Here is an 18,878-nt window from a genome sequence, read left to right as displayed (position 1 = left end):
CTCTTCCTCACCTACGTAGAGGGGCGCGCCCGGATCACCGGGCGCGCCCCTCTACGTAGAGCCGTGTGCGGGGGTCAGCTCTTTGCCGTGCACTTCGGCAGGTCGGCGGTGTCGCCGCTGCGGATGTCCTTCAGGGCGTCCATCGCGTCGTCGATGGTGTTCACCTTGACGAGCGTGAGGCCGTCCGGGGTGTCCTTGGCCGCGGCGGCGCAGTTGTCCTTCGGCGTCAGGAAGTACCGTGCGCCCTTGTCGTGGGCGCCCACGGTCTTCATCCCGATGCCGCCGATGGGGCCGACCTTGCCGTCGTCGTCGATGGTGCCGGTACCGGCCACGAACTTGCCGCCGGTCAGATCGGTCGGTGTGAGCTTGTCCACGATGCCGAGCGAGAACATCAGGCCGGCACTGGGACCGCCGACGTCGGCGAGCTTGATGTCGATCTGGAACGGGAAGGTGTGGTCGGTCCCGGCCTGGATGCCGACGATGGCGCGGCCGTCGTCGGCCTTGTCCGTCCTGATCGTGACGTTCTCCGTGCGGGTCGCCTCCTTGCCCTCCTTCTCGGCGGCGGCCGCCTCCTTGACGGGCACGACCGTGAAGGCGACGTTCTCGCCGGGCTTGTGCTTGGTGACGAGCTTCGCGACGTCGTCGGGCTTGGTGATCTTGGTGCCGTCGACGGCCTTGATGACGTCACCGGCGTGCAGCTTGCCCTCGGCGGGGCTGTCCTTGACGACGGTGGAGACGATCACCCAGGACTTCACGGGGATGCCCAGCTCGTTCAGGGCGGCGACCTTGGCGCTCTCCTGGGACTGGCTGAACTCCTCGGCGTTCTCCTGCGAGGACTGCTCCTCGGTCTGCCCGTCCGGGTAGAGCGTGTCGTGCGGCACCACGATGCTGTCGTGGGCGAGCCAGCCGTAGACGGCAGACACCAGGTTCATGTTGTAGTCGGCGCTCGTGACGCGGACCGTCGTCATGTTGAGGTGCCCGGACGTCTCGTACGTCTTGTGTCCGGAGATCTGGATCACGGGCTCGCCGTCGTGGTCCGCGAGCGTGTTCACCGTCGGGCCCGGCGACATCTCCGCGTAGGGGACTTTGATGAGCACCCCCGCGCAGAGCAGCGCGATCAGCATCAGGGTCGAGGCGAGCATCGTCGCGGTGCGGCGTGGCATGGAACGACAGTACGGGACGTGTCTGTCCCTGCACCTGTGGGGCCGGGCCGTCCGGGGTCCGGGGCCGACGCGGTGTCAGGACCCGGACGCTCGCCTCACGTACCGGAGTGCGACTTGTCCATGGCCTCGCGGAAGCGCGCGTAGCCGCTCAGCTCGGTCACGTCACCCGTCTTGTGCCGGTTCCGGCCCGCCCAGGTGCCCCACAACCCGGCACCGACCGCGGCGACAACCGGAATCAGCAGCCACATGAGCGCTGCCATGCCGACCTCCCGACCCCATGAGCGACTGCAACTGACTGATCAGCAGATTAATCATCCGCACTGTCAACGCTCGCCGCAGGGGTGCGGTTACGCAACCGGAACCTCAGCAGGCGCCGACCCACTCCTCGGTGCCGTCGGAGAACTTCTGGTGCTTCCAGATGGGCACTTCGTGCTTCAGATCGTCGATGAGCTTGCGGCACGCCTCGAACGCCTCGCCGCGGTGCGGGCACGACACGGCGACCACGACGGCCAGGTCGCCCACCGTCAGATCGCCGATGCGGTGCACGGCCGCGAGGGCGCGCACGGGGTACTCGGCGACGACCTTCTCCGCGACGCGCCGCATCTCCGCCTCCGCGGTCGGATGGCACGAGTAGCCCAACTGATCCACATCGGCTCCCCCGTCGTGGTTGCGCACGGTCCCCACGAAGAGCGCGGTGCCGCCCGCCGCGTCGTCCCCGACGGCCTGGAAGATCTCGTCGACGGACAGGGGCGTGTCACGGACGGCGAGCAGCTTGATCGGGTCCTGCGCCGCCTGCTCACCGGGGTGGTCGTGCTGGGTGGGTGCCATGGACTCATCGTGCCGTACGCCGGCGACAACCGTGAATAGCGTTTTCGACCGGTACGCGCGCGTGGCGTCTTGGAGCCTCCTACAGGTGTGCGTGCGCTCGGGTGCGTCTCAGATGCGCCGTCGGGCCTTGCGCACGCGCCGTACGACGGCTGCCGTACCCAGCAGTGCCACCGTCGCGCCCGCGGCTCCGGCCGCCGTCGCGTCCTTGCGCCCCAGCCGCCGGCCGGCCACGGTGCGCCGCCCCGCGACCTCTTCGAGGAGCTCGGCGAGGACCTCCTCGTTCGTCCACTGGGGGCGCCACCCGGCGTCGTGCAGCCTGCTCCCGCTCACGACCCACGGGTACATCGTGTAGGCCAGGTCTCCGGCCGGAGACGGCGTCAGGCCGATCCGGTGCAGTCGTGCGGCCGCGCCGAGCGCGACGGCGGACGGCAGCTCCATGCGCCGGATCCCGCTGAGCTCCTCGACCTCCTCCTGCTCCAGCCACCCGTCGCAGCCGACCGCGAGCTCTCCGTCGACCTTCTCCAGGACCGCGTACTCCAAGGCACTGCACAGATCCTCTACGTGACAGAACTGCCAGGCCGGTCGCGACCCGGCCACCACAAGGAGGCGCGGCGACTCGAAGTAGCGCGTCAGGGCGGTGTCCGTGCCGCCGACGAGCACGGCGGGCCGCACCACGGTGACGTTCAGGCCGGGATGCGCGCGCGGGGCCCGCCGGGCGAGCCGCTCGATCTCCAGGAGGTCGCCGACGCCGGTGGCCTCCGCCGTGGCGCGCAGTTCGGCGTCCTCGGAGAGCGGCAGCTCGTTCTCGGCGAGCGCGCCGTAGACCATCGCCGAGGTGCACAGCACCACACGGTGCACCCCGGCAGCCGCCGCGGCGGTCAGCACGGTCTGGGTGCCCCGTACGTTGTACGCGGTGCGGGCCGCGGCGTCCGACTCCAGGTCGAGGTCGAGCGCCAGATGCACGACGACGTCCGCGCCGCGCAGCTTCTCGGCGATGGCCGGATCCCGTACGTCCAGGATGTGCCACGTCGCGGACGTGCACTCGCCGCGCCGCTCGTCGATGGCGAGCACCTGCTTGATCTCGTCCGACGCGGCGAGCCGCTCGGTGAGCAGGGCGCCGATGCCGGCCGCGGCACCGGTGACCGCGACGACGGGGCCGCGCACGGCCGGACTGGTTGAGGGGTTTCGCGCTGCGCGAACCTGCGGATCTGGGGAACTCACCGGGCGTCTCCAGCGGTTGTCTTCAGTACGTACGTGTATGACGCGTACGTACCAGGAGGCATCCATCCTGCCGCAGGCCATGAGTCGGCGAAGCACCGAGGCCCGATCCCGTATCGGTGTCTACGCTGGGTGTGTAGTCGGGCAGTCGCCGCCGGGAAAGAAACCGGCGGCCTTACCAGCCGAGGAATCCCGTGAGTGACACCCCATTTGGTTTCGGCCTTCCGCCGGAGGAGCCGGAGGACGGCGACGAGGGCAAGAAGAAGGACCAGCAGGGCGGTGGCGGTCAGGGACCGGCCAACCCCTTCGGATTCGGGTTCCCGGGCCTGCCGGGCGCCGGCGGCCCGGGCGGCGCGGGCGGGGACAACCCGTTCGCGGCGATGTTCGGCTCGATGGATCCGAACGATCTGGGGGCCGCCTTCCAGCAGCTCGGCCAGATGCTCTCGTACGAGGGCGGCCCGGTGAACTGGGACATGGCCAAGGACATCGCCCGGCAGACCGTCTCCCAGGGCACGCAGGACGGCGTGAAGGACGCGAGCGTCGGCCCGGCCGACCGCACCGCGGTCGAGGAGGCCGTACGCCTGGCCGACCTGTGGCTGGACGACGCGACGTCGCTGCCCTCGGGTGCCGGTTCCGCGGTGGCGTGGAGCCGCGCCGAGTGGGTCGAGGCGACCCTCCCGGTGTGGAAGGAGCTCGTCGACCCGGTGGCCGAGCGGGTCGGCATGGCCATGGGCGATGTGCTCCCGGAGGAGATGCAGGCCATGGCGGGCCCGCTGATCGGCATGATGCGCTCCATGGGCGGCGCCATGTTCGGGCAGCAGATCGGCCAGGCCATCGGCGTCCTCGCGGGCGAGGTCGTCGGCTCCACCGACATCGGCCTGCCGCTGACCCCGGCCGGCAAGGCCGCGCTGCTGCCGCTGAACATCGAGTCGTTCGGCAAGGACCTCGGCATCCCCAAGGAGGAGGTCCGCCTCTACCTGGCGCTGCGCGAAGCCGCCCACCAGCGGCTGTTCTCGCACGTGCCGTGGCTGCGCTCGCACCTGTTCGGGGCGGTGGACGGCTACGCGCGCGGGATCAAGGTCGACACCACGAAGCTGGAGGACGTGGTCGGCCAGTTCGACCCGCAGAACCCGGAGCAGCTCCAGGAGGCGCTGCAGCAGGGCATGTTCCAGCCGGAGGACACCCCCGAGCAGAAGGCCGCTCTGGCCCGTCTGGAGACCGCTCTCGCGCTCGTGGAGGGCTGGGTCGACGCGGTGGTCCACGCGGCCGCGAAGCCGCGTCTGTCCTCCGCCGACGCGCTGCGGGAGACGCTGCGCCGCCGCCGGGCGACCGGTGGTCCGGCGGAGCAGACGTTCGCGACGCTGATCGGCCTCGAGCTGCGCCCGCGCCGCCTGCGCGACGCCTCGCGCCTGTGGGCCTCGCTCACGGACGCGCGCGGTGTGGACGGCCGTGACGGCCTGTGGGCGCACCCGGACATGCTGCCGACGGCGTCCGACCTGGACGACCCGGACGGCTTCGTGCACCGCGAGCAGCTGGACTTCTCGGAGCTGGACAAGATGCTCGGCGAGGCGGCCGGTGGCGCCGGTGAGAAGCCGAACCTCTCCAAGGATTCCCAGGACGACGAGGACGACGAGGACGACACCGACAAGTGAGCCTGTTCGACGATGCGGTCCTCGTGCTCAAGGGCTACGAGGACCAGCCGGACCTGCGCCAGGCCTACCTGGACCACCTCGCCGCCCACGGTGAGGCCGCGATGTGGAAGCCGTGCACCGCGGGTCACCTGACGGCGAGTGCGCTGGTGATCGACCCCGAGCGTGGGCGTGTGCTGCTGACGCTTCACAAGAAGCTGCAGATGTGGCTCCAGATGGGCGGTCACTGCGAGCCGGGCGATTCGACCCTGGCGGCAGCGGCCCTGCGCGAGGCGACCGAGGAGTCCGGCATCACGGGGCTCGCGCTCCTTCCGGGCGGCCCGGTGAGGCTGGACCGGCATCCGATCCCGGGTCCCTGCACGCAGCACCTGGACACGCAGTACGCGGCGCTCGCCCCGGCGGACGCCACGGAGGCGATCAGCGACGAGTCGCTGGACCTGCGCTGGTTCCGGTACGACGAGGTCGCGGGCGTGGCCGACGCGTCGGTCGTGCGCCTGGTGGAGGCGACGCGAGCGCGGCTCTGAACTGATCTCTGTACGTAAGTACGTGTAAGGGGCGGACGCTAGATGCGCCCGCCCCTTACTCGTGCCTCTACGTAGGCGTCAGCTCCAGACGTTCCCCTGGTTCTGCCCCCGGGCTCCCTGCTGTCCCATGCCGTACTGGGCCGCGATCCCCTGTCCGGTCATCGTGTTCTGCGGCGGCAGCAGCTCGCTGGGCTGGACGAGCGCGTAGCCCTGTCCCATGAAGCTGAGCTCCCAGCCCTCGCCGGTGTTGCCGCGGCGCCGCCAGACGCCCGAGGAGTGCGTCTGCGCCTGCATCTGCACCCGCAGGCCGGTCGACCACGCGACGATGGCGTCCGCGTCGGCGTTGACGTAACGGTCGGGCGTGACCTGGAGCATCAGCGGCTGGCCCGACGTCATCAGCGCGACCTTGCCGCGCCCGGTGATGTTGAGCTGGTACTTGCCGGAGCCGGAGATGCCGAACTGGCTGTCCACGGCGATCACTTCGTGGTGCAGCGACGAGTCCATCGCCAGCACGTAGCTGCTGTCGACGGTCAGCCCCTCCTGGTCGACATCCACCACGTGGATGTACTGGGCGAGGTTCGCGAGGTAGACGGTGCCCTGTCCGTGGCAGCGCATCAGGTCGAGGCCCTCGCCGGTGTGCGCGCGGGAACGGCGCTGCCCGTGCGTCTGGATCTCGCCGTCGAACTCCATCAGCCCCTGGTAGGCGACCATCGAGCCCTTACGGGCGAGGATGTCGTCGTGGCCTTCCAGGGCGACCCGCAGCATCTGCGGGTTCTGCACCGTGTAGCGGTCCTGGGTCTGCTGCTCGGTGTACGCGAAAAGTGGACTCTGCATGGTGTGTTCGCTCCCCCTCAGCCCCGGGCTCGGAGGCGGTCGGTGCTGTCTTCACTGGGCTGGACGACGACGATGCCCTCCCCGGAGAAGCCCATCTGGTAGGCCTCGCCGCTGCCGCGCCCGATGAGGGAGCCGGCCTTGAAGCTGCGCTTGCCCTTCACCTTCAGGTTCGGTGACCAGGCGATGAGAGCGTCCGGGTCGACGTACGTCTCGTCCTCGCCGCGGCCGCAGTCGACGACGATGGGGGTGCCGCGCGAGGTCAGGGCGACGTGTCCCTGACCGCTGACCTTGATGTTCCACAGGCCCTGCCCGGCGAACTTGGCGAGGCCCTTCACGCGCTCGACGCCCCACTGCAGGTGCGCGTCGAAGGCGAGCAGGTTGGTGCCGTTGACGGAGATCGATTCGCCACCGAGGTTGATGACGACGACGTCCGCCCCGTAGTCGGCGAGGTAGAGCAGGCCGTCACCGGAGCACTTCATAAGAGGCGCGCCTTCGCCGGTGATCCAGTCACGGGCGATCTGGCGTACGGCGGGCGGGTTGGGCTCGTACTGGACGAAGCCTTCGTAGGCGACCATCGAGCCCACGCGCGCGAAGAGGTCGTTTCCGGTCTGCATGGCGACCTTCAGCATGTTGCTGCCGTGGTTCTCCATGCGGGCGGCTACCGGGGTCGGGGCGAAGCCCGCGAGCGGCTGGTTCATGACGGGCTCCCTCAGACCTCGTACGGCTGGACGACGATGAAGTTGCCGGGTGCACCCCGGAACTGGAGGTTCACGCTCTCCCCGCTGTGCCCGGGATAGGCGTTGCGGCGCATCCGGACCTGGCTGGAGACGATCGCCTGCGCGGCCGCGGACCAGGCCACGACGGCCTGGCAGTCGGCGAACGTCGTGGGCGTCACCGGCAGCACGACGGGCGTGCCGTGCGTCTTCACGACGACGGTCCCGGTGCCCTGGAACTGCATCACGAAGAGGGCGCCTCCAGGGATGCCGTGTCCCTCGATCCTGCGCACTTCGTACTGAAGGCTCTCGTCGAAGGCCAGGACGTTCTCGGCGGAGACGCAGATCGCGTCGCCCTGGAGCTCGATGGGGTGCAGGTGGCTGGCGTCCTCCGCGAGGAAGACCTGGCCGCGGCCCGTGCAGCGCATCAGCTGCATCTCCTGGCCGGTGGCGTTGCCCACGATGCGTCCGGCGAACCCGGCGCCCTTGTAGCTGAACTCGACCTTGCCCTGGTAGAGCACCATGCTGCCCTGCCGGGCGAGCACGGGCTGGTCACCGGCGGCGCCGAGATCGACGCGGATCAGCTTCTTGTTCTGGAGCGTCCAGCGCTGCCCGGTGGGGGCCTCGCGGTACTTCTCCAGCGCGGCGGCCACGCCCGGCGCCGCGGCCTGCTGCGGGACGCCCTGCGGAGCGCCGTACGGAGACGGAGCGGCGGGCGGCTGACCGTAGCCGGGAGGCGCGGACGGCGTCTGGGGCTGCTGGCCGTACCCGGGCGGCAGGGGCGCACTGCCCTGGCCCGGGACCTGCCCGAACTGGGGCGGCTGCGGTGGCTGCTGCCCGTACGGAGCCGGGGCCGGAGGCGGCGGCACCGTGCCCGGCGGGGTGGACAGCGGCGCGACGATGGTCGGCGCGGCGTGCACGGGAGGCGCCGACGGGGTGGGAGCAGGCGGGGGCGTCGGGCTCTGGGGCGGCGCGAAGTGCTGCGGCGCGGGAGCGGGGGCCGGATCGGGGGCGGGCGCCGCCGGGGCCGCGAAGGCGGGCGGCGCGGAGCCCTGTGCGGGCGGCGCGAAACCGGGGGCTCCGGCCGACTGCGGCGGCGCGGCGGGCTCTTCCTCCGCGACCTCTCCGCCGAAGTTCCTCAGCAGCGCGTCCAGGCCGCCGTCGAACCCCTGACCGACGGCCGCGAAGCGCCACACGTCCTTCAGGTAGAAGTCCCCCAGCATCACCGCACGCTCGGTGGAGAACTCGCCGCCGTGGAAGGAGTACCGGGCGACCTCCTCGCCGCCGGCGACGATCCGGATGTACCCGGGCGCCACCTGGGACATCTGGCCCGCGCCGTCGAGTGTCGCGGTGAACGACAGCTTCTGGATCGTCGCGGGAATCTTGTCGAGCGTGACGCGGAAGGACTCGGTGTCGCCGGCCTGCGCGCCGAGCAGCTGGACGGACTCCTCGGGCGTCTTGGGCTGGTTGAAGAAGACGAAGTAACGGTCGTCGGAGAGCCGTTCCTCGGCGTCGAGACCGAAGCAGCTGATGTCGAAGGTCAGCCCGGGACCGGTGATCTGCACGCCGACGTACAGGTCCGTGCCCGCGGTGAGGTCACTGATCTTGGCCTTGTGGCCGCGTTGGAATTCCCTGGCCATGCGTAACGACCGTCCCCCATCCCGATGGTGATTGCGTCGCGTCAGGCTAACTGCAAACGCCAGGGGCGGAAGATGTCGGTACAGCCCTGGTACAGAACCGTCCCGGAACGCCCGTCACTCGCCGCGGGCGGTCGGCAGATGCGGCAGCCGGTCCGCCGCGACCACCCCTTCGAGGTAGCCGCGGGCCCTCTCGGTGCGGGGGTAGGCCTCCAGCAGCCGCCAGAAGCGCGGTCCGTGTCCGGGGACCAGCAAGTGTGCGAGTTCATGGACGAGCACGTAGTCGACGACGTACTCGGGCATGCCCTGCAGGCGGTGCGAGAGGCGGATGCTGCCTTCCGCGGGGGTGCACGAGCCCCAGCGGGTGTTCTGGTTCGTGACCCAGCGCACCGACGCGGGCCGGGCCTTGCCGTCGAGGTACTGCTCCGAGAGCAGCTCGGCGCGTTGGACCAGCTCCGCGTCGCCGAGGACCCGCTTGCTCTCCTGCGCCGCGAGTTTGTCGAGCATGACGGTCACCCAGCGCTGTTCCTCGGCTTCCGACATCCGGGCCGGGATGAGGACCACGGTGCGGTCGCCCTCGCGGTACGCGGAGACCGTGCGGCGGCGCCGGGCACTGCGGCGGACCTCGACCGCGCTCGCCCGCGGACCGCCTGGCGGCGGGCTGGTCGTGCTGCGCTGCGTGTTCGTGGCACGGTGCGGTGGGTCGGCGGGCACGCCCCGACGTTACCCGCTGGACAGGGCGGAAGTCCCGCCTCCGGAACTGTTCGGTGCGGCCCCGCTCTCCCTCGCCGGGTGACCAGTACGACTATCACCCACTGCCTGTGGACAACCTTCGGCACGGCTGTGGCCGGACGGGCATGCTGGCCATCGATCGACGCGAACGGCACGGACGGCACAGCACGGGGGACAGCCATGCATCCGATCCTGAAGCCTGCGCTGCGGCGCGGCTGGCACGACCTGAACACGGTGCAGTTCGGGCTGACACCGGCGCACGCCGTGGTCCTCGGCCCGGTCGACACGGCCACGGGCAGTTTCCTGACCCTGCTCGACGGGACGCGTGGGGTGCCTCGGCTGCGCGACGAGGCCCGGCGGATGGGGCTGCCCGACGGGCATGTGGACGCGCTCCTGGAGCGGTTGACCGGGGCGGGGCTCCTGGACGACGCGACGGGCGGCGGCCCGCCGGTGGAAGCACTGCGCCGGCAGACGCGGGTGATGGACCGGCTCCGTCCCGACCACGCCGCGTTGACGGTGACCACGTCGGACCCGGCCGAGGGGATGCGGAAGCTGGCGGCCCGGCACCGCATGCGGGTCCAGGTGAGAGGGGCCGGGCGGGTGGGCGCGGTCGTGGCCTCGGTCCTGGCCGCGGCGGGCGTGGGCCATGTCGACGTACGGGACGGTGGCTGCGTCGAGCCGTGGGACGTGGCGCCGGGCGGGCAGCCGGTGGATTCGGTGGGCGAGCGCAGGGACGTGTCGGCGCGACAGCTGGTGGGCGCCGTCGCGCCGGCCAGGCCCCCGCGCCCGGACCGGCGCAGGGCCCCGTCCCTGGCGGACGGGGAGCAGGAGGACCCGGCGCTCTCCCTCGTGATCATCGCCCCGCGCGACGGGCTGGCGATCCACTCCCCCGACCCGGCCGCCGTCGAGGATCTGGTCGCGGCGGGCATTCCCCATCTGTACGCGGGCGTGGCCGAGGCCACCGGGATCGTGGGGCCGCTGGTCCTGCCCGGAGGCACCGGTTGCGCGCACTGCCTGCTCCTCGACCGCACGGATCGTGATCCGACGTGGCCACGGCTGCTGGCCCAGTGGCGCTCGGGGCACGCCTCCCGCCAGATCCAGGCCTGCGACCTGGGCCTGGCCACCGCGGTCGCGGGACTCGCGGCGGCCCATGCGCTGGCCTTCCTGGACGGAGAGCTGCCGTCGTCCACGGGAGCCCGCTGGGAGGCGTCCGCACCGGGCCTCGACTGGCATGCCAGACCGGTCTGGCCGCATCCGATGTGCCCGTGCGGTGCGGGTGAGGGAGGTAACGGGCAGGAGACCTCCGTGGAAGAAGGGCCGCACGACACAATGGCGGGGTAAGCAATGGCTGATGGCGTCACGACGCCTGGGCATGCGCGGCGCGGCTGTCCGGCACTTGGAGGGGTGTATGTCTGATCTTCCCCGGAAGGCGGTTACCCGGACCGCCAAGCTGGCCGCACTACCGATCGGCTTCGCCGGCCGCGCGACCTGGGGCATAGGCAAGCGCATCGGCGGCAAGTCCGCCGAGATCGTCGGCCGTGAGCTGCAGCAGCGGACGGCGGAGCAGCTGTTCAAGGTCCTCGGCGAGCTGAAGGGCGGGGCGATGAAGTTCGGGCAGGCGATGTCCGTCTTCGAGTCCGCTCTGCCCGAGGAGGTCGCGGGCCCGTACCGCGCCGCTCTGACGAAGCTGCAGGAAGCCGCGCCGCCGATGCCGACGCGCACCGTGCACGCGGTCCTCGAGGAGCGGCTCGGCGCCGAGTGGCGGGAGCTGTTCCAGCAGTTCGAGGACAAGCCGTCGGCCGCCGCGTCGATCGGCCAGGTGCACCGCGCCGTGTGGCACGACGGGCGCGAGGTCGCCGTGAAGGTGCAGTACCCGGGCGCGGGCGAGGCGCTGCTCTCGGATCTCAACCAACTGGGTCGCTTTGCCCGTCTGTTGGGGCCGCTGATCCCGGGGATGGACATCAAGCCGCTGATCGCCGAGCTGCGCGACCGGGTGTCCGAGGAGCTGGACTACGCGCTGGAGGCACAGGCTCAGCGGGCACATGCCGAGGAGTTCGACGACGACCCGGATGTCGTGGTGCCGCACGTGGTGCACCAGTGCGAGCAGATCCTGGTGACGGAATGGATCGACGGGACACCGCTCGCCGAGATCATCAACGACGGAAGTCAGGAACAGCGGGACCGCGCGGGCCAGTTGCTGGCGCGCTTCCTGTTCTCGGGTCCGGCCCGCACGGGCCTGCTGCACGCGGATCCGCACCCGGGCAACTTCCGGCTGCTGCCGGACGGCAAGGACGGCTGGCGCCTGGGCGTACTGGACTTCGGCACCGTGGACCGGCTGCCGGGCGGACTGCCCGAGCCGATCGGGAGCTCGCTGCGGATGACACTCGACAGCGAAGCGCTCGCGGTCTACGAGCTGCTGCGCGAAGAGGGCTTCGTCAAGGAGTCGATCGAGCTCGAACCGGACGCGGTCCTCGACTACTTGCTGCCGATCATCGAGCCCGCCCAGGTCGACGAGTTCACCTTCACCCGTTCCTGGATGCGCAACCAGGCAGCCCGGATCGCCGATCCTCGTTCCCCCGCGCACCAGTTGGGCAAGCAGCTCAACCTGCCGCCGTCGTACCTGCTGATCCACCGGGTGACGCTCAGCACGATCGGAGTGCTGTGCCAGCTCGGCGCCACGGTACGGCTGCGGGACGAACTGGAGGCGTGGCTACCGGGGTTCGTCACCGAGGAGGAAGAGGAACGCGAGCAGGAGTCGGCCGCGGAGGCATGATCACCACCAGTCGGAGTCCAGCCGGCCCTCGATGGCCCTGAGGTTCTCCCGGGCGCAGGCGTCGCAGAAGTGACGGCGAACCCCGCGCTCGACGGAGCACGTCCAGGTCAGCGGCATCTCCTGGGCCGTCGTGCCGCACCGGGCGCACACGACGGACTGAGGCTCGGACTGCTGCGCGGAGTCCCCGCCAGGAAGAGACGTCACCCCGTGACGATAACTCCATGGGCCGATGATCTTCGGGCACCACGCACCGCGGGGGCCGGTCCCTTCCGGACCGGCCCCCGCGGGAGCAGCCGCTGACGGCTGCGGTTCACGTCGACGATGTGTGCCGACGGACTGTTACTGCATGACGGCCATCGCGAGCGCGCGCCGGGCCCGCAGCGACGCGCGCTCGGCGCGCCGCTGCATCCGGCGGGCGACCACCAGGCGCATGGCCTGGCGCTCGGCGTGGGCGTCCCGCAGCTGCTCGTGCATATGCGCACGAGCCAGGGCTTCTGGGATGAGTTGCATCTGGTGGGTCCTGTTCTGGCGCGGGTCGTTCGCGCCGGACGTGGTGAAGTCTGGAATCGCGGAGCCTGCGGGCTCGCTCGTGGTCGGCTTCATCGGGGCCTGCTTCTTGGGGTCGTGCGTCAGGGGGCGGTCGATCGTTCCTCGGGTGTTCATGCCGCGACCGGGTTCTTGCGCGGGCGGCCACGCGGCCGCTTCCGGGCGACGACGACGCCCTGGACGAACAGCTCGCCACCCCAGACGCCCCAGGGCTCACGCCGCTCCTTGGCGCCGGCGAGGCAGGCCTCCATCAGCGGGCAGGTACGGCAGAGGGACTTGGCGTACTCGACGTCCGCCGGCGACTCCGCGAAGAAGACCTCCGGGTCGTAGGCACGGCAGGGGACGGGTACGCCGAGGTTCTCGATGGCGTCGTCGAGCGCGGTGAGCGCAGTCAGCGGGTTCAAGGTGGAGTCCTCCGTGGGCACGGGCGGGGGAAGAGGGTCCGAAGGCGGTACGGACGGGGCGTGCGCTTCGAGTTGCACGGTGTTTTCTTCCTCGTCTGGATCGTTCCGGCCGGTGGGCCGGGTGGCGGTGGTACCAGTTCTTTTCTTGTCCCGAGGCCCCTTCGTTCTGGTCCCTCGGAAGATCGCTGGGTCTTCCGGGAAAACAGAAGGGCCGCGGATCCCGGATGGGGTTCCGCGGCCCTGAAGGCGCCGGCCTGATCGTCGATCAGGCTGGATCACTCCAGGGTTCGAGCCCACGGAAGGCCCACATCGTGTGGTGCTGCGTCGTCTGCTTCCGGAATCCGGCACCGGCCGCGGCAAAGGCATAGGCCTGAGCCTGTGCCGTCGCTACTGCTTCCGGTGCCTTCGTCGGTCGCTCATTGCCCTCGCGGATGGGAAGACCCGCGAGAGACAGACCGGACTCCGGACGCATGGCGCTGACGCCAGACAGACCGGTGCCCACGTTCGAGAAGCCGAGCAGGCAGGAAGCGACGACCGAGCGATCGGTCATTTTCACGGTGCTGATGGAGCTGGTGTTGATGCTGATCACTGGAATCGCCTCCTCTCGGCGTCTAGGGGACCGGTGCGAACCGGTCCGACGGCTTTCAAGTACATCACGGAACCAGGGCCTTCGAGAAGGCCGCCGCTTTCGTGATTAAGAACCTATGGGGATTGCTGGGGCATGCGCAAACTATTTTTTCGACGAGTTCGCATCAGGCCTCCTCGTCGACTCCTCCAAGCTCATCGCCCACTACCTGACCTGCGCAAATAGCCAACACATCGGATCCGTGGGCCCGAAACTTCCGCAGCCCGACGCCCGGGATGCGGGACAGCTCGCCCTCGTCCTCCGGCGCGGTCTCGGCGATGGCGATCAAGGTCTTGTCGGTGAAGACGCAGAACGCGGGCTGGCCCAGGTCGGCCGCCGTGCGCGCCCGCCACTCGATGAGCCGCTCGTACAGCCCCTCGTCCATGTCCGAGGGACAGTCCTCGCAACGCATCAGCTTCATCTCGGCCGCCTCCAGCGTGCGCCCGCACATCCGGCAGCGCGCCACCTTTCTGGCGCCCCTGCGGCGGGCGGCACCCAGCGGCTCCCGGACGTCAGGCCGCGTCCCGTGCTCGACACCGCCACGGCCCCTGCCGCCGGACCGCCCGGCCGAGCCCGTCGAGCCCGGCCGCAGCCCGTCGAGGAACCGGCTCGGCCTGCGGTTCGGACGGCCGCCGGGGGTGCGGGACAACGACCAGGACAGGCCCAGGTGGCTGCGGGCCCGGGTCACCCCGACATAGAGCAGTCGGCGCTCCTCCTCGATCTGCTCGTCGGTCTTGGCGTACGTGATCGGCATCATGCCCTCGGCGAGGCCGACCAGGAACACGGCGTCCCACTCGAGGCCCTTCGCCGCGTGCAGCGACGCGAGGGTGACGCCCTCCACGGTCGGGGCGTGCTGCGCGTTCGCCCGCTCGTCGAGCTCGGCCACGAAGTCGGCCAGCGTGGCGGTGGGCCTGGCCTGTGCGCAGTCCTCCGCGAGCCGGGCGAGGGCGGCGAGGGACTCCCAGCGGTCCCGGACGGCGCCCGAGCCCGCGGGCGGCTCGGTCGTCCAGCCCTCGCCGGACAGCACCGCTCTGACCAGGGAGGGCAGGTCGACCGCCTCGTCGAGCCCCGCGTCGTTGCTGCCGAAGCGAGCGGCCGCGCGCAGCGCATGGCCGGCCTTGCGCACCTCCGCACGCTCGAAGAAGCGCTCCGCGCCTCGCAGCTGGTACGGCACTCCGGCGTCCGCGAGGGCCTGCTCGTAGATCTCCGACTGGCTGTTCGTCCGGAACAGGATCGCGATCTCGCCCGCGGAGACTCCTGAGGCGATGAGCTCGCTGATGCGCCGCGCCGCGCCTTCGGCCTCGGCGGGCTCGTCGGCGTACTCGACGTAGACCGGCTCGGCCCCCGCCTCGCGCTGCGAGATCAGCTCCAGGCGGTGCTCGGCGGCCCGGCCGCTGGCTCTGGCGAGGACTCCGTTGGCGAGGTGCACGACCTGGGGCGAGGAGCGGTAGTCGCGGACGAGCTTGACGACGGTGGCACCGGGATGGCGAGTGCGGAAGTTGAGCAGGTGGTCGGGGGTGGCGCCGGTGAAGGAGTAGATCGTCTGGCTGGCGTCGCCGACGACGCACAGGTTGTCGCGGTCGCCGAGCCAGAGGTCGAGCAGGCGCTGCTGCAGGGGGCTGACGTCCTGGTACTCGTCGACGACGAAGTGCTGGTACTGAGCCCGGATCTGGTCGGCGATGTCGTGCCGGTCCTGGAGGATCCCGACGGTCAGGAGCAGGACGTCCTCGAAGTCGATGACGGAGCGGTCACGCTTCAACGTCTCGTAGTTGGCGTAGATCTGGGCGATCTCGGCGGGCTGCCGGGCGGCTTCACGGCCGGCCTTGTGCGCCGCGGCGACGTAGTCCGCGGGCACGGTCTGGGTGACCTTGGACCACTCGATCTCGGCGGTCACGTCGCGCAGCTCACCGCGGTCCAGGCGCAGCCGGCAGGCCGCCGCGGCGTCGGCGACGAGCTGGATCTTGCGGTCGACGAGCCGGGGCAGATCCCCGCCGACCGCCTTGGGCCAGAAGAACTGGAGCTGGCGCAGGGCCGCCGAGTGGAAGGTACGGGCCTGCACTCCCCCGGCGCCGAGCTGGCGGAGCCGGCCGCGCATCTCGCCCGCGGCGCGGTTGGTGAACGTGACGGCGAGCACACTGGCGGGCTGGAGGATCCCGGCGCGGACGCCGTACGCGATGCGATGGGTGATCGCGCGCGTCTTGCCCGTGCCCGCTCCCGCGAGCACGCACACCGGACCGTGCAGGGCCGTCGCCACGGCGCGCTGCTCGGGGTCGAGCCCGTCGAGCACCGCGTCGGCCGATTCCGGGACCTGCGGGAACAGGGTGGAGTGCGTTGCTGCTGTCACCCCGCCATGCTGCCAGGTCGGTGAGGAAGGGTGCGTCACGTTGTCCACAGGCAGCCAGTGCTAGTCGTACTAATGCGGCCGACGTGCGGGAATGGTCGCCGCGTCGCGTACGTTCGACTCATTGCGAACACGCACCCCCAGCCACAAAGGAGCGCGAGGAACATGCCGGGCACTGTGACGATGTACAGCACCACGTGGTGCGGCTACTGCCAGCGGCTGAAGAAGCAGATGGACCGCGAGGGCATCGCGTACTCCGAGATCAACATCGAGCACGACCCGGACTCGGCGGCGTTCGTCGAGAAGGCGAACGGCGGGAACCAGACGGTCCCCACCGTCCTCTTCGACGACGGCACGACGCTGACCAACCCCTCGCTGGCGCAGGTCAAGCAGAAGATCGGCGTCTGAGGCCCTTACCCGGGGGCGCTCACAGCGCGTCGCTGGGCTTCGGCAGGGGCTTGCCGTACCAGAGCTCGATCAGGCGGGCCGCAATCGAGATCCCGTAGGGAGGCATGACCTCCTCGGACTCGAAGGCGGCCCGCAGGTCTTCGCGGGAGAACCAGCGCGCTTCGTGGATCTCGTCACCGTCCACGTTGATCTCGGTGGAGGTGGCGTGCGCCATGAAGCCGAGCATGAGGCTGGACGGGAACGGCCAGGGCTGGCTGGCGACGTACTCGACCTCGCCGACGAGGACGCCCGCCTCCTCGAAGACCTCGCGGCGCACCGACTGCTCGATGGACTCGCCGGGCTCCACGAAGCCCGCCAGCGTCGAGAAGCGCCCCTCGGGCCAGTGCACCTGGCGGCCCAGCAGGATGCGGTCCTCCGCGTCCGTGACGGCCATGATGACGGCCGGGTCGGTGCGCGGGTAGTGCTCGGCCCCGCAGGCCGGGCAGCGGCGGATGTGGCCCGCGGCGGCGATGACGGTGCGTTCGCCGCAGCGGGAGCAGAAGCGGTGCAGTCGCTGCCAGTTCTCCAGGGCGACGGCGTGCACCATGAGGCCCGCGTCGCGCTGCGAGAGCAGCATGCCTGCCTCGCGCAGCCCGGCGGGGCGCGCGGACTGGTCCATCCGTCCGGGGAGCGTGTCCTTCTGGAGTGCGAAGTAGCTCACACCGTCCTCGTCGGTGCCCAGGAAGTAGCGGTGGGCCTCGGTGAGGGGCGCCTCGAAGGACGGCGTCATGACCAGTTCCGTCGCGCCGTCCGGTGTCTCGTCGATGAGCACCTGACCGCCGGAGACCACGAAGACGCGGGTCGTGGGGTGGCTCCACGCGGCGGCGAGCCAGGCCTCGTCGAGGCGGTGGTGCGCGGCACGGTCGATCCCGCTCGGCGCGGCGAGCGAGAGCGGTCGGTCGCCGGCGAGATCGGCGGTGCGGTCGGTCCAGGTGGTCACAGGTGCTTCCAACTCCCCCGGTGGAAAGGGTGGTTCGGCGGGCGGTTCAGCAGGACGTGCGGCAGGACGGCTGCGGGGTGTCTCGTTCAGTGTGCATCCGTCCAGCTCTCCGCGAGGTCGCCCCACAGGTAAGCGGTGGTCTCGACGCCCTTCATGAGGAGATCGAGTTCGACCTTCTCGTTCGGGGCGTGCCAGCCGTCGGAGGGGACGGAGATGCCCAGGAAGAGCACGGGTGCCGCGAGGACGTCCTGGAGGTCGGCCGCCGGGCCGGAGCCGCCTTCGCGCGTGAAGCGGATCTTCTGCTCGAAGGCGCGGCCCATGGCACGTACGACGGACTGCAGAGCGGGGTGGTCCAGCGGGGTGAGGCACGGCCGGGTGGCGGCGCCGAAGGTGATCGTGTGGCTGATTCCCGCGGGCATCTGCTCGGCGACCCAGTCGATGACGGCCTTCTCGATGTGGTCCGGGTCCTGGCCGGCGACCAGCCTGAAGGACAGTTTCAGCAGGGCGGAGGACGGCACGATGGTCTTGCCGCCGGGGCCCTGGTAGCCGCCGCCGATGCCGTTGACCTCGGCGGTGGGGCGGGCCCAGATGCGCTCCAGGGTGCTGTGTCCGGCCTCGCCGTGGGTGGCGTGGGACTTGGCCGTACGCAGCCACTGCGCCTCGTCGAAGGGCAGCTCCGCGAAGAGTTCGCGCTCACGGTCGGTGAGCTCGACGATGCCGTCGTAGAAGCCGGGCACGGCCACGCGCGCGTCCTCGTCGTGCAGCGCGGCGACGAGGCGGGCGGCGGCGGTCGCCGGGTTCGGGACGGCGCCGCCGAACGAGCCGGAGTGGATGTCCTGGTCGGGACCGCGCAGCTCGATCTCGCAGTCGGCGAGGCCGCGCATGCCGGTGCACACCGTGGGGGTGTCCTCGGACCACATGCCGGTGTCGGAGACGATCACGGCGTCGGCGGCGAGGCGCTGCTTCTGTGCCTCTACAAGGGCGCGGAAGTTCGGGGAGCCCGACTCCTCCTCGCCCTCGATCAGCAGCTTGAGGTTGACGGCGGGGGCGGTGCGCCCGGTGACGGTGAGATGGGCGCGCACTCCCAGTGTGTGGAAGAACACCTGGCCCTTGTCGTCGGCCGCCCCGCGCGCGTGGAGCCGGTTCCCGACGACGACGGGCTCGAAGGGCTCGGTGTCCCAGCCGTCCTCGCGGGCGGCGGGCTGCACGTCGTGGTGCCCGTAGACCAGGACCGTGGGGGCCTTCGGGTCGCCCGAGGGCCACTCGGCGAAGACGGCGGGGGCGCCGGGCGTCTCCCACACCTCGGTGGTCGGGAAGCCAGTCGCGGCCAGTTGCGCGGCGAGCCAGTCCGCGCTGCGTCGCACGTCCGGTGCGTGGGCGGGCTGGGCGGACACGGAGGGGATCCGCAGCCATGCGGCGAGGTCGTCGAGGAACGCCTCTCGGTGGTTCTCGACGTACGCACGGACGGTGCTGACGGCGCTGTCAACGGGCTTGCTCATGGTCA

General features: G+C 70.8%; 20 protein-coding genes. 5 read left to right on the top strand and 15 right to left on the bottom strand.

Translation table 11 applies throughout. The annotated features are described in order from the left end of the window. Nucleotides 1–74 precede the first annotated feature (74 nt). From ACVHNB_RS06035 to ACVHNB_RS06020, 4 genes are all read right to left on the bottom strand, one after another. Nucleotides 75–1,163, bottom strand: a complete 1,089-nt coding sequence (locus tag ACVHNB_RS06035; protein WP_428952431.1) for a YlbL family protein — start codon at nt 1,161–1,163, stop codon at nt 75–77. A 95-nt stretch (nt 1,164–1,258) separates the two neighbouring features. Beyond that, nucleotides 1,259–1,423 carry a hypothetical protein gene (locus ACVHNB_RS06030; protein ID WP_428952432.1) on the bottom strand — a complete coding sequence of 55 codons (165 nt, stop codon included), beginning with the start codon at nt 1,421–1,423 and terminating at the stop codon, nt 1,259–1,261. 103 nt (nt 1,424–1,526) lie between these two features. Then, complete coding sequence (locus tag ACVHNB_RS06025; protein ID WP_428952433.1) at nt 1,527–1,991, bottom strand: molybdenum cofactor biosynthesis protein MoaE; 465 nt, start codon at nt 1,989–1,991, stop codon at nt 1,527–1,529. Nucleotides 1,992–2,099: 108 nt separating this feature from the next. Continuing rightward, a complete protein-coding gene (locus tag ACVHNB_RS06020) occupies nt 2,100–3,212 on the bottom strand; it encodes an SDR family oxidoreductase (RefSeq protein WP_428952434.1) in 1,113 nt (370 codons plus the stop codon). A 191-nt stretch (nt 3,213–3,403) separates the two neighbouring features. On the opposite strand from ACVHNB_RS06020, the gene ACVHNB_RS06015 reads away from it, so the two are divergent. Then, the gene (locus ACVHNB_RS06015; protein ID WP_428952435.1) at nt 3,404–4,861 is read left to right on the top strand and encodes a zinc-dependent metalloprotease; all 1,458 of its coding nucleotides are present in this window, start codon (nt 3,404–3,406) and stop codon (nt 4,859–4,861) included. Continuing rightward, nucleotides 4,858–5,382 (top strand): NUDIX hydrolase, encoded by a 525-nt coding sequence (locus ACVHNB_RS06010; protein ID WP_428952436.1) that lies wholly within the window; start codon nt 4,858–4,860, stop codon nt 5,380–5,382. Before ACVHNB_RS06015 ends, ACVHNB_RS06010 begins: the two co-directional genes overlap by 4 nt. A gap of 78 nt (nt 5,383–5,460) precedes the next feature. Here ACVHNB_RS06010 and ACVHNB_RS06005 read toward each other — a convergent pair whose 3' ends face one another. From ACVHNB_RS06005 to ACVHNB_RS05990, 4 genes are all read right to left on the bottom strand, one after another. Next, nucleotides 5,461–6,216 carry an AIM24 family protein gene (locus ACVHNB_RS06005; RefSeq protein WP_428952437.1) on the bottom strand — a complete coding sequence of 252 codons (756 nt, stop codon included), beginning with the start codon at nt 6,214–6,216 and terminating at the stop codon, nt 5,461–5,463. Between the two features lie 17 nt (nt 6,217–6,233). Next, complete coding sequence (locus ACVHNB_RS06000; RefSeq protein WP_428952438.1) at nt 6,234–6,914, bottom strand: AIM24 family protein; 681 nt, start codon at nt 6,912–6,914, stop codon at nt 6,234–6,236. Between the two features lie 11 nt (nt 6,915–6,925). Continuing rightward, the gene (locus ACVHNB_RS05995; protein ID WP_456227566.1) at nt 6,926–8,569 is read right to left on the bottom strand and encodes a TerD family protein; all 1,644 of its coding nucleotides are present in this window, start codon (nt 8,567–8,569) and stop codon (nt 6,926–6,928) included. A gap of 114 nt (nt 8,570–8,683) precedes the next feature. Then, on the bottom strand, nt 8,684–9,280 hold the full coding sequence (locus ACVHNB_RS05990; protein ID WP_428952440.1) for a M48 metallopeptidase family protein: 597 nt from the start codon (nt 9,278–9,280) through the stop codon (nt 8,684–8,686). Between the two features lie 198 nt (nt 9,281–9,478). Between ACVHNB_RS05990 and ACVHNB_RS05985 the strand changes: the two genes are divergently transcribed. After that, complete coding sequence (locus tag ACVHNB_RS05985) at nt 9,479–10,639, top strand: TOMM precursor leader peptide-binding protein (protein ID WP_428952441.1); 1,161 nt, start codon at nt 9,479–9,481, stop codon at nt 10,637–10,639. 67 nt (nt 10,640–10,706) lie between these two features. After that, nucleotides 10,707–12,071, top strand: a complete 1,365-nt coding sequence (locus ACVHNB_RS05980) for an ABC1 kinase family protein (RefSeq protein ID WP_456227565.1) — start codon at nt 10,707–10,709, stop codon at nt 12,069–12,071. On the opposite strand, the gene ACVHNB_RS05975 is transcribed toward ACVHNB_RS05980, so the two are convergent. From ACVHNB_RS05975 to ACVHNB_RS05955, 5 genes are all read right to left on the bottom strand, one after another. Then, nucleotides 12,072–12,275 (bottom strand): hypothetical protein, encoded by a 204-nt coding sequence (locus tag ACVHNB_RS05975; RefSeq protein ID WP_428952443.1) that lies wholly within the window; start codon nt 12,273–12,275, stop codon nt 12,072–12,074. A gap of 135 nt (nt 12,276–12,410) precedes the next feature. Further along, entirely contained in the window at nt 12,411–12,734 is a 324-nt protein-coding gene (locus ACVHNB_RS05970; protein WP_428952444.1) for a hypothetical protein, read from the bottom strand. Further along, a complete protein-coding gene (locus ACVHNB_RS05965) occupies nt 12,731–13,099 on the bottom strand; it encodes a WhiB family transcriptional regulator (protein WP_361064445.1) in 369 nt (122 codons plus the stop codon). Before ACVHNB_RS05965 ends, ACVHNB_RS05970 begins: the two co-directional genes overlap by 4 nt. A 187-nt stretch (nt 13,100–13,286) precedes the next feature. Further along, entirely contained in the window at nt 13,287–13,610 is a 324-nt protein-coding gene (locus tag ACVHNB_RS05960) for a hypothetical protein (protein WP_428952445.1), read from the bottom strand. Nucleotides 13,611–13,773: 163 nt separating this feature from the next. Beyond that, nucleotides 13,774–15,990, bottom strand: a complete 2,217-nt coding sequence (locus ACVHNB_RS05955; RefSeq protein WP_428952446.1) for an ATP-dependent DNA helicase UvrD2 — start codon at nt 15,988–15,990, stop codon at nt 13,774–13,776. A gap of 162 nt (nt 15,991–16,152) precedes the next feature. On the opposite strand from ACVHNB_RS05955, the gene ACVHNB_RS05950 reads away from it, so the two are divergent. Beyond that, the gene (locus tag ACVHNB_RS05950) at nt 16,153–16,395 is read left to right on the top strand and encodes a mycoredoxin (protein ID WP_428952447.1); all 243 of its coding nucleotides are present in this window, start codon (nt 16,153–16,155) and stop codon (nt 16,393–16,395) included. A 19-nt stretch (nt 16,396–16,414) separates the two neighbouring features. On the opposite strand, the gene nudC is transcribed toward ACVHNB_RS05950, so the two are convergent. Beyond that, the gene (gene nudC, locus ACVHNB_RS05945) at nt 16,415–17,374 is read right to left on the bottom strand and encodes an NAD(+) diphosphatase (RefSeq protein ID WP_428952448.1); all 960 of its coding nucleotides are present in this window, start codon (nt 17,372–17,374) and stop codon (nt 16,415–16,417) included. Between the two features lie 86 nt (nt 17,375–17,460). Beyond that, nucleotides 17,461–18,873: a dipeptidase gene (locus ACVHNB_RS05940; protein WP_456227564.1), complete on the bottom strand. Its 1,413-nt coding sequence runs from the start codon at nt 18,871–18,873 to the stop codon at nt 17,461–17,463. Nucleotides 18,874–18,878: the final 5 nt, after the last annotated feature.

The sequence above is a fragment of the Streptomyces sp. YJ-C3 genome (assembly GCF_053891275.1).
This window is presented reverse-complemented; position numbering and strand designations above follow the sequence as displayed.

Coding starts and splice junctions, on each gene's coding strand:
- ACVHNB_RS05995 (WP_456227566.1), bottom strand. CDS start 8,569: ATGGCCAGGGAATTCCAACGCGGCCACAAGGCCAAGATCAGTGACCTC.
- ACVHNB_RS06030 (WP_428952432.1), bottom strand. CDS start 1,423: ATGGCAGCGCTCATGTGGCTGCTGATTCCGGTTGTCGCCGCGGTCGGT.
- ACVHNB_RS06000 (WP_428952438.1), bottom strand. CDS start 6,914: ATGAACCAGCCGCTCGCGGGCTTCGCCCCGACCCCGGTAGCCGCCCGC.
- ACVHNB_RS06035 (WP_428952431.1), bottom strand. CDS start 1,163: ATGCCACGCCGCACCGCGACGATGCTCGCCTCGACCCTGATGCTGATC.
- ACVHNB_RS05980 (WP_456227565.1), top strand. CDS start 10,707: ATGTCTGATCTTCCCCGGAAGGCGGTTACCCGGACCGCCAAGCTGGCC.
- ACVHNB_RS05950 (WP_428952447.1), top strand. CDS start 16,153: ATGCCGGGCACTGTGACGATGTACAGCACCACGTGGTGCGGCTACTGC.
- ACVHNB_RS05940 (WP_456227564.1), bottom strand. CDS start 18,873: ATGAGCAAGCCCGTTGACAGCGCCGTCAGCACCGTCCGTGCGTACGTC.
- ACVHNB_RS05970 (WP_428952444.1), bottom strand. CDS start 12,734: ATGAACACCCGAGGAACGATCGACCGCCCCCTGACGCACGACCCCAAG.
- ACVHNB_RS05985 (WP_428952441.1), top strand. CDS start 9,479: ATGCATCCGATCCTGAAGCCTGCGCTGCGGCGCGGCTGGCACGACCTG.
- ACVHNB_RS06025 (WP_428952433.1), bottom strand. CDS start 1,991: ATGGCACCCACCCAGCACGACCACCCCGGTGAGCAGGCGGCGCAGGAC.
- ACVHNB_RS06005 (WP_428952437.1), bottom strand. CDS start 6,216: ATGCAGAGTCCACTTTTCGCGTACACCGAGCAGCAGACCCAGGACCGC.